This is a genomic window from Epilithonimonas pallida, from assembly GCF_900182975.1.
In the GTDB taxonomy this organism is placed as follows: Bacteria; Bacteroidota; Bacteroidia; order Flavobacteriales; family Weeksellaceae; genus Epilithonimonas; species Epilithonimonas pallida.
In genome coordinates, this window is the sequence record NZ_FXUO01000005.1 from 1 (window position 1) to 14,217 (window position 14,217).

At 35.3% G+C, this 14,217-nt stretch carries 12 protein-coding genes; 11 read left to right on the forward strand and 1 reads right to left on the reverse strand.

Translation table 11 applies throughout. From position 1 onward, the window contains the following. Positions 1 to 172: 172 nt before the first annotated feature. The 4 genes from QOL71_RS10445 to QOL71_RS10460 all read left to right on the forward strand — a co-directional run bounded on the left by QOL71_RS10445 (position 173) and on the right by QOL71_RS10460 (position 4,271). Positions 173 to 1,669, forward strand: coding sequence for a TlpA family protein disulfide reductase (locus tag QOL71_RS10445; RefSeq protein ID WP_283416876.1), 1,497 nt, complete (start codon positions 173 to 175; stop codon positions 1,667 to 1,669). 3 nt (positions 1,670 to 1,672) lie between these two features. Continuing rightward, positions 1,673 to 3,082 carry a 23S rRNA (uracil(1939)-C(5))-methyltransferase RlmD gene (gene rlmD / locus QOL71_RS10450; RefSeq protein ID WP_283416877.1) on the forward strand — a complete coding sequence of 470 codons (1,410 nt, stop codon included), beginning with the start codon at positions 1,673 to 1,675 and terminating at the stop codon, positions 3,080 to 3,082. A gap of 72 nt (positions 3,083 to 3,154) precedes the next feature. After that, positions 3,155 to 3,637 (forward strand): DUF6452 family protein, encoded by a 483-nt coding sequence (locus tag QOL71_RS10455; protein ID WP_283416878.1) that lies wholly within the window; start codon positions 3,155 to 3,157, stop codon positions 3,635 to 3,637. Further along, positions 3,603 to 4,271, forward strand: a complete 669-nt coding sequence (locus QOL71_RS10460) for a DUF6048 family protein (protein ID WP_283416879.1) — start codon at positions 3,603 to 3,605, stop codon at positions 4,269 to 4,271. The genes QOL71_RS10455 and QOL71_RS10460 overlap by 35 nt, the downstream gene beginning before the upstream one ends. Before the next feature lie 203 nt (positions 4,272 to 4,474). Here QOL71_RS10460 and sppA read toward each other — a convergent pair whose 3' ends face one another. Continuing rightward, on the reverse strand, positions 4,475 to 6,220 hold the full coding sequence (gene sppA / locus QOL71_RS10465; RefSeq protein WP_283416880.1) for a signal peptide peptidase SppA: 1,746 nt from the start codon (positions 6,218 to 6,220) through the stop codon (positions 4,475 to 4,477). Between the two features lie 43 nt (positions 6,221 to 6,263). Between sppA and folK the strand changes: the two genes are divergently transcribed. From folK to QOL71_RS10500, 7 genes are all read left to right on the forward strand, one after another. Next, a complete protein-coding gene (folK, locus tag QOL71_RS10470) occupies positions 6,264 to 6,659 on the forward strand; it encodes a 2-amino-4-hydroxy-6-hydroxymethyldihydropteridine diphosphokinase (protein WP_346772094.1) in 396 nt (131 codons plus the stop codon). A 21-nt stretch (positions 6,660 to 6,680) separates the two neighbouring features. After that, positions 6,681 to 8,102, forward strand: a complete 1,422-nt coding sequence (locus QOL71_RS10475) for an OmpA family protein (RefSeq protein WP_283416882.1) — start codon at positions 6,681 to 6,683, stop codon at positions 8,100 to 8,102. 26 nt (positions 8,103 to 8,128) lie between these two features. Next, the gene (locus QOL71_RS10480; protein WP_283416883.1) at positions 8,129 to 9,565 is read left to right on the forward strand and encodes an OmpA family protein; all 1,437 of its coding nucleotides are present in this window, start codon (positions 8,129 to 8,131) and stop codon (positions 9,563 to 9,565) included. Between the two features lie 73 nt (positions 9,566 to 9,638). Next, positions 9,639 to 11,540: a RecQ family ATP-dependent DNA helicase gene (locus QOL71_RS10485; RefSeq protein WP_283416884.1), complete on the forward strand. Its 1,902-nt coding sequence runs from the start codon at positions 9,639 to 9,641 to the stop codon at positions 11,538 to 11,540. Between the two features lie 188 nt (positions 11,541 to 11,728). Beyond that, positions 11,729 to 12,679, forward strand: a complete 951-nt coding sequence (gene fmt / locus QOL71_RS10490) for a methionyl-tRNA formyltransferase (protein WP_283416885.1) — start codon at positions 11,729 to 11,731, stop codon at positions 12,677 to 12,679. Between the two features lie 39 nt (positions 12,680 to 12,718). Continuing rightward, entirely contained in the window at positions 12,719 to 13,300 is a 582-nt protein-coding gene (gene nudK / locus QOL71_RS10495) for a GDP-mannose pyrophosphatase NudK (protein ID WP_283416886.1), read from the forward strand. A gap of 34 nt (positions 13,301 to 13,334) precedes the next feature. Beyond that, positions 13,335 to 14,165, forward strand: a complete 831-nt coding sequence (locus tag QOL71_RS10500) for an endonuclease/exonuclease/phosphatase family protein (RefSeq protein ID WP_283416887.1) — start codon at positions 13,335 to 13,337, stop codon at positions 14,163 to 14,165. Positions 14,166 to 14,217: the final 52 nt, after the last annotated feature.

Here is a 14,217-nt window from a genome sequence, read left to right on the forward strand (position 1 = left end):
ATTATTAGATAATCAAGAATGGATTAATTGTAATTCTTTAGGTCAAGCATCAATCTTAAACTCAGAATAATCTATTATTTACTTATAAATCTGTTAATCTTTTGATAAAAATGTTGTTTTCATTTTTTTTGAATTCCTAATTAGATTATTTTTGCATAAATTAATTTTTAAAATGAAAAAATACTTATTTCTTCTTTTAATTTCTTTGCTAGTGGTTTCTTGCTCCAAAGTTAAAGTTGAAGGAAATGTAAAAGGGGGTTCTCCTTTAGAAAGAATTGAATTTATTGAAGCTTCTGGTGTTGCAACACTACCACTGGTTAATATAGGTGTTGACGAAAAAGGTAATTTCAAAGGTGAATTCAAGGCTCCTAAGAATGGTATGTACGCAATGACTTATGCTGGAAAAATGAATTTCATTTACCTTAAAAAAGGCCAAACACTGAAAGTTTCCGGAGATGCTGCTACTTTTCCTGAGGTTTATAAAATTGAAGGCGATGCTAAGAAGAACAACGATTTCATTACCGAAACTCAAAAGTATTTACAGACATATAGCTCGAAGCTAAATATGCAATTGCTTCAGAAAAAAGAATCCGATTTCTTAACTGAAATTAAAAAAATATATTCTGATCTTGAAAAAAATCTAGATGAGACTGCTGATAAGATTGGTCCGGATAGCGACGTGGTAAAACTTAAAAAAGATGAATTAACAACTAATATTCTTACATTTTTGGTTCAATATGAAGCGACTCATGGTCAAGCGGCTGGAGATCCTTCTTTCAAAGTTTCCAAGACATTCACTGACTACGAAAAATCTTTGACTAAGAATAATGACAGAATGGTTGAAGAACTTCCAGTTTACAGAAACTATCTATTGAATAAACTTGGTCAGGATTTCCAAAACTTTGCTGTAAAGCAAAAAGATAAAGATACAGCAAGCATGTCAACTATCTTTGCCAGATTTTTGGCTACAAATAAAGAAATGTCTCAAAAAACAAAAGATTATTTGTTAGCTTTTGTTATTGCCAAATTTGATCTTAATCCTTATACTTCTGAAGTAGAAAAGGTTAAGAAAGTTAGTGAAGAGTATATCAAAGATTCTGAAGTCAAAAAAGATTTGAACTCTGCTATCAACGCCGTATTCGGTTTGAAAAAAGGAGAAGAAGCTCCAAAAGTTAACTTTGTAAAATTAGATGGTAAATCTGGTAATTTAGAATCTAATGGAAAACCAACTTTGGTAATGACTTATGCATCTTGGAATCCATATATTGGACAATCTACAATACCTGTTCTTAAGGAAGTTGTTAACTTCTACAAATCAAAAGTTAATTTTGCATTTGTAAATGTTGATGATACGAAAGAGCAATTTACAAAAACTGCGAATGCAATGTTGAAAGGAATCCCTGGAACTAATTATTATGCTGAAGGTGGATTGTCATCAGACTACGCTAAAAAATTCTTTATCTATGGATTCAAAATTCCTGGATTTTTTCTAATTGATAAAGATGGAAAAATAGCCAGCCAAACTTTCTATAATTTAGGTGATGCTAAATTTGTGGAAGAGATGAATAAGATTTCTGGTTTGCAGGCGCCTTCTGTTAATCCGCAGGTTCAACTTCAAAACGATTTGTTGCAACAGAATCCAAAAGCTGATTCTGCAAAAACGAAATAATCAATGAGGAACAAAAAAAAGAATCAAATTCTTGAAAATATCAGACTCCTTTCTGCCGGTGCGAAAGGAGTTTCTGTTGGTAAAACGGAACTCGGAAAAACGGTTTTGGTTTCCGGAGCTGTTCCTGGTGATCTGGTGAATGTAAGAGTTAAGAAATCAAAGAGTAACTATTTCGAAGGCGAAGCAATTGAGATATTAGAATATTCCCAAGACAGAGTGGAACCAAAATGTGTTCATTTCGGGACATGTGGCGGCTGTAAATGGCAAAACATTGCTTACGAAAAACAACTCGAGTTCAAGCATAACGAAGTTGTTAATAATATTACAAGGATTGGTGGCGTTTCAGGTTTTGATATCATTCCTATTTTAGGATCAGAAGAACAATACTTCTATAGAAATAAGATGGAATTTTCTTTTTCTAATGCCCGTTGGTTGACGCAATACGAAATCAGCTCAGAAGAAAATTTCGGAAACAAAGATGCTTTAGGATTTCATATTCCGGGGATGTGGAGCAAAATTCTTGATCTTAAAGAATGTTTCCTTCAGGAAGATCCCTCGAATCGGATCAGATTAGCAGTGAAAAAATATGCTGTTGATCATGGTTTGGAATTTTATGATGTAAAAGCTCAGGAAGGATTTTTAAGAACATTGATGCTCCGCCAGAACTCTAAAGGCGAATGGATGATTCTCTTCCAATTGTATAAGGAAATGAAGACTGAGAGAATCCAATTATTCGATTTTCTTTTAAGCCAATTCACTCAGATCAAAACTTTGGTATTTGCAATTAATCCAAAAGGAAATGACAGCATCTACGACCTGGATATCCAGACTTATTTCGGAGAAGGCTTTCTATATGAAGAAATGGATGGTTTAAAATTCAAAATCGGACCGAAATCTTTCTTCCAGACCAACTATCGCCAAGCTTTAGAACTATACAGAAAAACACTCGAATTTGCTGAATTAACGGGTGATCAAGTGGTTTATGATTTATATACAGGAACCGGTACAATTGCACAGTATGTAGCAAGAAATGCAAAACATGTGATAGGAATCGAAGCCGTGCAGGAAGCGATTGATGCAGCTATAGAACATGCTGAATTGAATGGCCTTAATAACACAATATTCTATGCCGGTGATATGAAAAACGTCTTTAATGATGAGTTTTTGGAAAATCATCCCAAAGCAGATGTTTTGATTACAGATCCTCCAAGAGATGGCATGCATCAGAAAGTGGTTGAACAGATCCTCAAATTATCTCCGGAAAGAATCGTCTATGTAAGTTGTAATTCAGCTACACAAGCGAGAGACATTGCACTTTTGAAAGAAGATTATGAGCTGGTAAAAATCTTGCCTGTCGATATGTTTCCTCAAACGCATCATGTAGAAAACATCGCTTTGCTTCTTAAAAAATAGAACGATTTGTTTATCTTTAAATAATGAAAGTTTTAGCATTCCATCTGACATCGAAGTAATAAATAAGTACAGATGAAAAAAATATTTTTCTTTTTAAGTTTTCTATTCATCCTGACAAGTTGTGGAAGCGATGACGATATCTGCCTCAGCTCAGATTCAACACCCAGATTGAAATTAAAATTCAGAAGTGCGGCTAATACCAGTAATCAGCTTATTAGAATTGATACGCTTTATGTGGATGTAGATTATGGTAAAACCAGTTTAACCAATGTTATGACAGCCCAGCCCAACGTGGATTCTATTTTTGTTCCGATGAGAGTAGATAATGCTGTATATACGGATATTTATTTCAGAACAAGAAAAAATGGTCCACGGAGCAAGATGAGAGTCAGTTATATAACAAAACCCATCTATGTTTCGCCGGCTTGCGGTTATAAGATTAATTACGAGAATCTGAATGCAGAGCTTTTGGAAAGTAATCCTGTACAAAATGTTGAATCCAATCATACCTCATTAACTGATGAAAGTAGAATCAATTTTTATCTGCGCTTTTAGTGTGTTTTCTATTTTTGGATTTGCCCAGCAAAAACAAGACGAGAAAAAACAGGATTCTGTAAAATGGAAATATACACCCAACTTTACTGTTGGAGTGGATGCTCTCAACTTGGGATCAGGTTTTTTCGGTGATAGAAAACTATATCAGGGATTTATTTCCAGTAGGATCAATAAAAAAGTCCATGCCATTATCGATTTGGGCTATGATAAAAATGTCTATCAGAAAAACGGTTACGATGCCAAAGCGGACGGATTATTCGCTAAGATTGGAGGGTTTTATATGTTGACAATGGATCCGGAGAACCAGCTTAATGGTTTCTATGCTGGAGCCAAATTAGCCGCAAGTTTTTATTCCCAGGAATATATGGCCATTCCTGTAAAAGGACAATATTCCGAAGGAGTGACAGTTGCCTTTGATCCATCAACTCAAAGCAGTTATTGGATAGAAGCGTCCTTGGGTGCAAGAGTTCAGGTTTTTGAAAGCAATTTCTTTCTTGATGTTAACGTGCAGCCAAGATATCTGGCTTACACCACGAAACAGGAAGAGATTACGCCAATGATTGTTCCTGGTTTCGGAAGAAGTTCGGGGAATTTCAATATGGGGTTCAGCTGGAGCTTAGCATATAAATTTTAATTTTCAGGAGCTTAATCCCGCTTTCCGCTCATACTCCTCGTGCCAATACTTGCCAGCAGCAGAAACCCGGCAGCTTTCCGGTCCAACTGCGGGGTAACCGCTACAATCGGGGCTAGTTTGCAATTCTATACCAATTCTATATTAATCGAAAAAGCCTTGTCGGAGTCGATCCGGCAAGGCTTTTTCATTTGATAGATGTCCTATTAATTAATTTTAATACTGAATGGATTTTCCATCACCACAGCAGATTTGGTATCAGGGTCTGTGATATGCTGGAAAATTTTGAAATTTTCTTTTCCAAGCTTATTTTTGATCAGTCTTGTTGAGAAATCTTCCTCAGTTTCAGAAGAAAATATCTGCTCAAATTTTGAAACTTTGGAAGGATAGGAAGATACATTATAAGTTTTAAGATTTGCAGATTTAGCCGCAAACTTGATGGCATCTTGCAACGATCCCAATTCATCAACCAGACCGATTTGTTTTGCTCTCACACCGGACCATACTCTTCCGCCACCGATCGCGTCAATCTCTTCAAAAGATTTTTTTCTGTTTTGTGTTACAAAATGTACGAAACGCTGGTAAGTAGATTCCACGCTTCTTGTCATAATATTCAATGTTCCCGGACTCAAACCATTAATAGCCGAGATCATATTAGAATTGGCATTAGTAGAGACCACATCGCTTCTGATCCCATTTTTCTCTGCCAGATCCTTGAAATATGGAATGACTCCAAAAACACCAATTGATCCCGTTAAAGTGTTAGGCTCTGAGAAGATTTTGTCAGCACCCATCGCAATGTAATAACCTCCGGAAGCAGCGTAATCACCAAAAGAAACTATAACAGGTTTTTTACGTTTTAGTTGTTGCATTTCAAAAAGAATCTCATCAGATGCATTGGCGCTTCCTCCCGGAGAATTGATTCTGAAAACGACAGCTTTCACATCATCATCTTTTTGAAGCTTTTTAATTTCTTTTATAAAGCTATCAGAGTAGATCCCATCGTAACCTTTACCATTATAAATAGCTCCGGATGCATACAGGATCGCAATCTTTTTACCGTCATGATCCTGATCAACAGATTCCGAATATTTAGCAAAAGATATTTTATTCAGTTTTTTGTCCTTATCGATGTTCAGTTTTTTCTTGATGATATTATCGTACTCAGATTTCTGAATCAGTTGATCTGCCAATTTATATTGCAGGCTAAGATTCGGAAGATAACTGTATAAGCTGTCAGTGATCGTATTAAGTTCAGCTAAAGGGATTTTCCTTGAACCAGAAATTTTAGTCGAAGTATTGGACCAGATGTCATTTAACAAAGTCGAAAGCTGTTCTTTATTTTCAGGTGAGATTTCATCCCTTAAAAAAGGTTCAACCGCTGCTTTGAATTTCCCGTGACGTATTACCTGGATTCCGATTCCGTATTTTTCAGCAAAGTTTTTGAAAAACGTTACTTCTGTAGAAAGTCCTTTCAATTCAATTAGGCCGGCTGGATTCAGATAATATTTATCCGCTACCGAACCCAGGTAATAAGCACCTTGAGAAACGGTATTCCCATAAGCATATACAAATTTTCCACTTTTTTTAAAATCATTTAAGGCATTTCTGATATCATCCAACTGAGTGATCCCGGCGTTGATATTATCCATTTCCAAACTGATTCCTTTGATTTTATTATCTGTCTTTGCATTATTTATAGCCTGCAAAACATCATAAAGCAAGACAGCCTTTTGATCATTTTTGAAGGAAAAAATATCTTCCTGATCTTCAGAAGGACTGTCAATGATTTTTGTCTTGAGATCTAAAGTTAATACCGAATCAGATTTTACATCAGTTCCCCCGGAAACTGAAGATAAAATGAGAAATGCGATAAAAAACAAGAAAAATCCTGCAATGACAATAAAAATTGCAGTTAAATTTGCTAAAACTATTTTGAAAAAACTTTTCATCTAAATAAATTATTTATTCTATATGTCGTACAATGATGTTATTTTGTTACTTGGAAGTAATATAAATAATCCCCAAAAAAATATTGAAATAGCCCTTGAAAATATAGAATCTAAGGTAGGTACAATATTAACAAAATCTGAATTAATATTAACAAAACCTGTAGAATTTGAAAGTTCTAATATTTTTTGTAATATTGCAGTTAAATTAAAAACACAATCTTCACCTATAAAACTACTTTCTGAAGTTAAAGCTATTGAGAAAATGATGGGTCGCGTAAACGATTCTTCAGCTATTGGAGCTTATCAGGATAGAATTATAGATATTGATATAATATTATATAACAATATAAAGTTTAGTTCTAAGAAGTTAATAATTCCTCATCAAAAAAATCTTTACGACAGAGATTTTGCAAAGGAACTCATTAATAAAGTGAAATAAATTTTTATAACACAGATGACTATGAAGAAAAAAATTTTACTATTCTTCCTATTACCAGTTCTTGGTCTATCCCAGACCAAAGAGGAAAGCAGTAAGCCAGAAACACAACCGTTTAACAACAAAAGCCGACTTTTTAAAGATTGGTCTGTTTCTGTTGGCGGAGGGGCAGCCTTTATGACAAACGCAGATCTAACTTCCTTTTATGATGGAAAAATCAACTGGGGTTGGAACGGTTATGTAAGTTTGGACAAACAAATTAGCCACACATTTGGATTGTCATTGATGTATACACGTGGTCAGACCAATCAGAAAGCATATTTGAATGATGCGGCAGGAGTAGGACACGGCTATACAAAATTTGACCAGATCGCACTATTGGGTGATATTAATTTTTCTAATCTGATGAGAAGAGTTGATAACAGATCAAGATTCAAATGGGCTTTGCACGGTTATGCGGGAATTGGACTTACAGGTTACAAAACGTTTTTACAAGATAATAATGTATTGAGTAAGTGGCCATTGTACATAGAGCAAAAAATGGATATTGGTAGCTTTAGTTATATAGGTGGTGTAGGGTTAAAGTATAATATTTCCCGATTACTTGATATTGAGCTGAGAGCATTATACCTTATCAGTGGAGATGAAGAATTTGATGGCGGCGGATGGTCCAGAAATGCAGCTCCGGGATATAATTTAATTAATGATACATATTCTGATAATGCATGGTTATTCAATTTAGGATTATCATTTAAATTAGGTAAGCATCAAGATCATCTTCGTTGGGTAGATCCATTGCAGGATGCTTATACAAAAGCGGCTAATCTGGAAGAGCAGTTCAAAGATTTCAAAGTTTGTGAAAAAGGAGATCAGGATAATGATGGCGTTTGTGATGATTGGGATAGACAGCTAGATACTCCTGCAGGTGCCAGAGTTGACGGTGCGGGTGTTGCTTTGGACACTGATTTGGATGGAGTTATAGATTTGAATGACAAATGTGTAACTGTGCCAGGACCTATACAAAATAATGGATGTCCGGTAGAAGCTACCCCTCAGGTATTACCAGTCAAAGAAATAGCAATTGATGAAATTAATAAGTATTTCAATGGAATTGAGTTTGAACTGAACAAGGATGTAATTAGACCAAAATCCTACCCGGATCTTGATAAGGCTGCTGATATAATAAAAACATTAGGAGGAGATAGTCAATTTATTGTTGTTGGTGCTACTGACAGTAGAGGATCGGCACAATATAATAAAAAATTATCCCAAGCTAGAGCAAATGCAGTTTTAAATTATTTGATAAATAAAGGTGTCTCTCCGAATGTGCTATTGGCAGAAGGAAGAGGAAAAGAAGATCTTAAATATACCGAATGTGACCCTGCAACAAAATGCCCGGAGTGGAAAAATGAAGCTAATAGAAGGGTATATTTTGTAGCAAAATAATAAACTAGAAAAAAACATTAAAAAATATGAAACAAAATTTATTATCATTAGTAGCAGTAGGATTATTGTTGCCTATGAGTTTGGCAGGCCAGGAAGTATCGTCAGATGCTAACTCTGGTTCTCAAAATGTTTCTCCATTTACTCAGGCATCAAAAAGATTCAATGATTGGTCTATATCAGTGGGTGCGGGTGTGCCTTTGATACAATCGGCTGATATGACATCGATTAAAAATGGGAATGGTAAAAACCTTTTTGGATATTCTGCTTACATTAGTGTCGATAAAGCAATTACTCACGCATTTGGTCTTAATTTACAGTATGACAGAGGAGAAACAAGACAAGGCCAGATTAATACGAAAGATCATAAGCCTTTACCTGGTAATTATCCGGCTGGTAGAACACAATATGACGCAATCTCTATCTTAGGAGATGTTAATTTTTCTAATCTTTTGAGAAGAGTAGATAATAAGTCACCTTTCAGATGGGCACTTCATGGTTATGCGGGTATTGGTACTTTAGCATATAGATCTTACAGACAAGATCCAGGTCCTGTTTATAACCAAACGCTCAATTATGAAACTAAACCCTTCAAGCTTGGGTCTCTTTTCGGACAGGCTGGAGCAGGGCTGAAATTCAAAGTCAATAATAGAATTGATATAGAAGGTAGAGTGATGTATGTTGTAACTGGTGACGATGAGTTTGATGGGGCTGGAGTTGGACAGAATGGCTATAATCTAATCGAAGATCAAATTTCAGATAATTTCTTTAATACTACTTTAGGAGTTACTTTCAAACTTGGTAAGCACGAATCTCATTTGATGTGGCATGATCCACTTCAGGAGATTTACTATAAGTTAGATGTTCTTAACGACAAAACTCAGGATATCGAAGTTTGCAAAAAAGGAGATGTTGATAATGACGGTGTTTGTGATGATTGGGACAGACAATTGGATACACCGGCTGGAGCAAGAGTTGATGGAGCTGGTGTTGCTTTGGATGTTGATTTGGATGGAGTAATTGATCTTTATGATAAGTGTGTAACGGTTCCAGGACCAGTAGAAAATCAAGGTTGTCCTTACCCTTCAAACTCGACTACGGGTATTGTTACGGATGAAGACAGAATGATAAAAGGTATTGAATTCGATTTGGATTCTGATAGGATTTTGCCTTCTAATTCTCCAATTCTGGCACAGGCTATCAGTTATATTAATGCATCTAATTCCAGCTTTAAGGTTATTGGAGGTACAGATACAAGAGGTACAGAAAAGTATAATCAAGGTCTTTCAGAAAGAAGAGCTAAGAATGTTAAAAATTATCTGATACAAAATGGTGCGGATAAAAGTAAACTTGAAGCACTCGGTAGAGGAGAAAAAAATCTTCTTTATCCGGAATGTGATCCTGCTGAAAAATGCCCTGAATGGAAAAACAGAGCGAACAGAAGAGTTTATTTTGAAGCTAAATAAAATATAAAAACAATATTATGAAAACCGCAGTAAATGCGGTTTTTTTATTTTCAGGAATTGATTAAATTTACAAATGCTTTCTTCCACAGAATCACAAGACAGATTAATTCATAAAACACTCAAACAATTTTGGGGCTTTGATGAGTTTCGTTCTTCTCAGAAAAACATTATTCTTTCTATTGTTAATGGTAGAGATACATTAGCATTGTTGCCGACAGGTGGTGGAAAGTCACTTTGTTATCAATTGCCTGCCCTTGTTTTGGAAGGAACTTGTCTGGTTGTTTCTCCACTTTTAGCATTGATGAGAGACCAAATAGATGCTTTACAATCTGTAGGAATCGAAGCAGAATTGTTAAGCTCAGAATTAGACGAATTTGAAGAAGAATCTGTTTACAATAGATGCAAAGAAGGATTAATAAAAATTCTTTATATCTCACCGGAAAGATTACAAAATCAATTATTCTTAAGAAATATTCAGGAGATTGAGGTTTCATTCATTGCGGTGGATGAAGCGCATTGTATCTCAGAATGGGGTTCGGATTTTCGTCCAAGTTACCAGAACATCAAAAAGTTTCGGCAAGAATTCAAGAATGTTCCTTGTCTTGCCTTGACAGCTACTGCAACCAATCATGTTGTCGAGGAGATTATAAGCAAATTAGGGCTTCATCAACCTCAGGTTTACAAACAAAGTTTCAAAAGAGATAATCTCAATATTATTGTTGAAAATATCTCCAATAAGTATAACAGGATTTTAGAATTTCTTAGACAAAATCTCTCTTCCGGAATCATCTATACAAGAACGAGAAGAGAAGCAGAGGAATTAACTTACTACCTTAAAAATAACAAATTCCAAAACGCAGATTTTTTTCATGCCGGATTATCTTCAAGTGAAAAAGAAAAACTTCAAAAAAAATGGATTAGCAGCCAATTTCATGTTTTGATCTCCACCAACGCTTTCGGGATGGGAATTGACAAAGACAATGTGCGATTTGTAATCCATTTGTCGCCTTCTTCCACGATTGAAAATTATTACCAGGAAATTGGCCGAGCCGGACGAAACGGAGAAGAGGCGTTAGCACTACTGCTTTGGAACGAACAGGAATTAACTAACATCGATAATACTTTCAAAAATCAGATTCCTAACAAAACGGAATATGAAAAAATATTGACTTATCTCTATTCAATTTTTCAAATTGGAGATAGCGATTGGCCGGAAAAAACATTTCAGCTTGACCTTAACAAAATCAAGAATCTGACGAAATTGTCCACTGCGAAAATCAAAAATATTTTGACATTTTTGAACAATCAGGAATTAATTTATTATAAAAATAATATCTCTGCCTCCACGATTCAGAGTTTTGTTCAGTCAGATGAATTGGAGCAATTACCACCAAGCGATGCTTATTTTATGGAATTGTTGTTTAGAAATTTGCCCGGATTGTCGATTCACAAAGTGCATTTCAGTGATGCAGCATTTTGCAAAAAAAATGAAATGGATCTTCAGAATTTCAAACAAAAACTATTGCAGTTGCAGAAAGCGGGACATTTGGAATATCTCGACGGAAGTCTCCATTCTATCAGGTTTTTAAAACCTAGGAATGATCGGCATTTGTTCGGAGAATACTGGTCGCTTTTCCATAATATTCAGAAAAATAAACTCAGAAAATGGGAAGAGAACAAATTCTATATCCAGGATTCTGATTTCTGTAAAATGAAATTGATTCTCAGCTATTTTGGAGAACGAGATGCAGAAAATTGTGGTAAATGTTCGGTTTGCAGAAAGAGAACCAACTCCAAAAGAACTTTGTCTTCAGATATTACTCAACAATTGTCGAACCGGCCGATGTCTTTGGATGAGATGGCGGCAAATCTCAATTTTTACTCTAAAGAATCTATTTCAGAAACCTTGATTTTCCTTTTGGACATTGGAAAAGTCAAAATGTTGAACTATAAAACTTATATGTTAAATAGTTGAAGCATTAAATAATAACCACAAAAGTTACAAAAGAAAATTATTAAATAAAATTCTATTAAGAGTAAAAAGAAATAATTATTGCTTTTTTCTTCTTTAAAAAAGAGTAGTGAATGAAATCTTATGTGACTTTTGTTGTTGAGAAAAATATACAAATATTCAGTTTTAATAAATCATCAATTATAAAATAAATGCAGACGAAACCTCTTAATGTCGTTTTTTTCGGAACTCCCGATTTTGCAAAAGCTTCTTTGGAAGCGATATTCAAATCTCATCACAAGGTTGTCGGTGTTGTAACAGCGGCTGACAAAGCAAGTGGAAGAGGAATGAAACTCACACCTTCGCCAGTGAAAGTTTTCGCAGAAGAAAATAACCTCAACCTTTTCCAGCCGGAAAAACTTAGAAATCCGGAATTCTTAGAATCCATCCGAAACCTAAACGCAGATGTTTTTGTGGTGGTAGCTTTCAGAATGATGCCTCAGGTTTTGTTTTCGATTCCGAAATTGGGTACATTCAATCTGCACGGTTCGTTGCTGCCGGATTATCGTGGTGCGGCACCAATTAATTATGCCGTCATTAATGGGGAAACCAAATCTGGGGTGACAACGTTTTTCATCAATGAAAAAATAGATGAAGGTAATATTCTGCTTCAGGCCGAAACCAAAATTTTACCGGAAGACAACGCCGGAACTTTACACGATAAATTAATGGTCATCGGTGCGGATTTGGTGATTAAAACTTTGGACGGATTAGCTGAAAATTCCATCACGGAGAAACCTCAGCCTGAAAAAGAAAATCCAAAAACAGCTTACAAAATCTTTAAAGAAAATTTAAAAATCGATTGGAATCAAGGTTCTGAAACGATTCATAATTTCGTGAGAGGAATGTCGCCTTATCCAACAGCTTTCACCATTCTGAAAATCGGAGACGAAGAAAAATCACTGAAAATCTTCAAAGGACATTTTGAATTAGAATCCCATTCGAGAGAAGCCGAAGATTTTGATATTTCAAAAAATGAGTTCAAATTCTACACAAAAGACGGAATCTATTATCCGGAAGATGTTCAGATTCAGGGCAAGAAAAGAATGCCTGTTAAAGATTTTCTTAATGGAATTCAGAATTTTGAGGATTATAAAGCTTAGACTTTAGATAATAGACGAATAGATAACAGATTCTAAAAAATGAATAACAACAAAGTCAAGATTTTAAAAACAGAAATCTTATCCGATAATTGGTACACGCTTAACAAAGTCACTTTTGAATATCAAAAGAATAACGGAACGCTGGAAACCCAAAGCAGAGAAGCTTATGACCGCGGAAATGGTGCAACAATTTTACTTTATAACAAAGAATCAGAAACCGTAATTCTGACGAAACAATTTCGTTTACCAACTTACATCAATGGCAACGCAGACGGAATGATGATAGAAGCTTGCGCCGGACTTTTGGACAAAGATAACCCGGAAGAGTGTATCAAAAGGGAAACGGAAGAGGAATTGGGTTATGAGATTTCGGATGTCAAAAAAGTGTTTGAGGTTTATATGTCGCCGGGTTCGGTAACGGAAATTCTTTATTTTTTCATCGCAGAATATTCCAAATCGATGAAAATCAATGACGGAGGCGGGTTGGAAGAAGAGCAGGAAGAAATAGAAGTTATGGAACTTGACATCGAGAAAGCGCTTGAAATGATTGACTTGGGCGAAATCAAAGATGCAAAAACGATTATGCTCCTCCAGCACGTAAGACTAAAAGGTATTTTATAGATTTAAAATCAATTCAATTATAAAAAAAATTAAAATGAAAAAATTATTTTTCGGATTATTATTGTCGTCTAACCTTTTCTTTTCCCAGGATTTGAAAGTGATGACTTACAACATCCGGCTGTCTTTGGAAAGTGACAAGGAAAATTCTTGGGACAATAGAAAAAACGATGCTTTGGCGTTGATGTCATATTACCATCCGGATTATTTCGGTGTTCAGGAAGCGGTTCCTCAGCAAATGACGGATATCAAAACCAGTCTGAAAGATTATGATTACGTGGGTGTTGGAAGAGATGATGGTAAAAATCAAGGTGAATATTCTGCGATTTTCTATGATAAAACTAAACTGGAAGTCACTAAATCCGGAACATTCTGGTTGAGTGAAACGCCGGAAAAACCTTCCAAAGGCTGGGACGCGGCGTACAATAGAGTTTGTACTTATGCATTTTTTAAAATCAAGAAAACAGGTAAGCAATTCCTGGCGATGAACCTGCATTTTGACCACGTTGGTGATGTTGCTAGGGTGAATTCTGCAAAACTGATTCTTGAAAAAATCAAAGAACTCAACCCGAAAAATCTGCCATTAACTTTAACTGGAGATTTTAATTTAACAGATGATTCTGAACCAATAAAAATTATTTCGAAGTCTTTGGATAATGCTTATTACCACTCGAAAATGCCACATTATGGACCAAAAGGAACGTTTACAGCGTTTGATGTCAACACTGTTCCGAAAGAGAGAATAGATTATATTTTTGTGAAAGGTTTTGATGTGTTGTCCAACAGAACCATCAATGACAGGCGAGAAAATTTGCTATATCCATCTGACCATTTTCCGATCTTGGCAGAGATTAAGTTTAAGAAATAGCAAATGAAAAATCCTCTTGTGAAAGAGGATTTTTTTGGATAATTAAAACGTG

Coding starts and splice junctions, on each gene's coding strand:
- QOL71_RS10445 (WP_283416876.1), top strand. CDS start 173: ATGAAAAAATACTTATTTCTTCTTTTAATTTCTTTGCTAGTGGTTTCT.
- rlmD (WP_283416877.1), top strand. CDS start 1,673: ATGAGGAACAAAAAAAAGAATCAAATTCTTGAAAATATCAGACTCCTT.
- QOL71_RS10455 (WP_283416878.1), top strand. CDS start 3,155: ATGAAAAAAATATTTTTCTTTTTAAGTTTTCTATTCATCCTGACAAGT.
- QOL71_RS10460 (WP_283416879.1), top strand. CDS start 3,603: ATGAAAGTAGAATCAATTTTTATCTGCGCTTTTAGTGTGTTTTCTATT.
- sppA (WP_283416880.1), bottom strand. CDS start 6,220: ATGAAAAGTTTTTTCAAAATAGTTTTAGCAAATTTAACTGCAATTTTT.
- QOL71_RS10475 (WP_283416882.1), top strand. CDS start 6,681: ATGAAGAAAAAAATTTTACTATTCTTCCTATTACCAGTTCTTGGTCTA.
- QOL71_RS10480 (WP_283416883.1), top strand. CDS start 8,129: ATGAAACAAAATTTATTATCATTAGTAGCAGTAGGATTATTGTTGCCT.
- QOL71_RS10485 (WP_283416884.1), top strand. CDS start 9,639: ATGCTTTCTTCCACAGAATCACAAGACAGATTAATTCATAAAACACTC.
- fmt (WP_283416885.1), top strand. CDS start 11,729: ATGCAGACGAAACCTCTTAATGTCGTTTTTTTCGGAACTCCCGATTTT.
- nudK (WP_283416886.1), top strand. CDS start 12,719: ATGAATAACAACAAAGTCAAGATTTTAAAAACAGAAATCTTATCCGAT.
- QOL71_RS10500 (WP_283416887.1), top strand. CDS start 13,335: ATGAAAAAATTATTTTTCGGATTATTATTGTCGTCTAACCTTTTCTTT.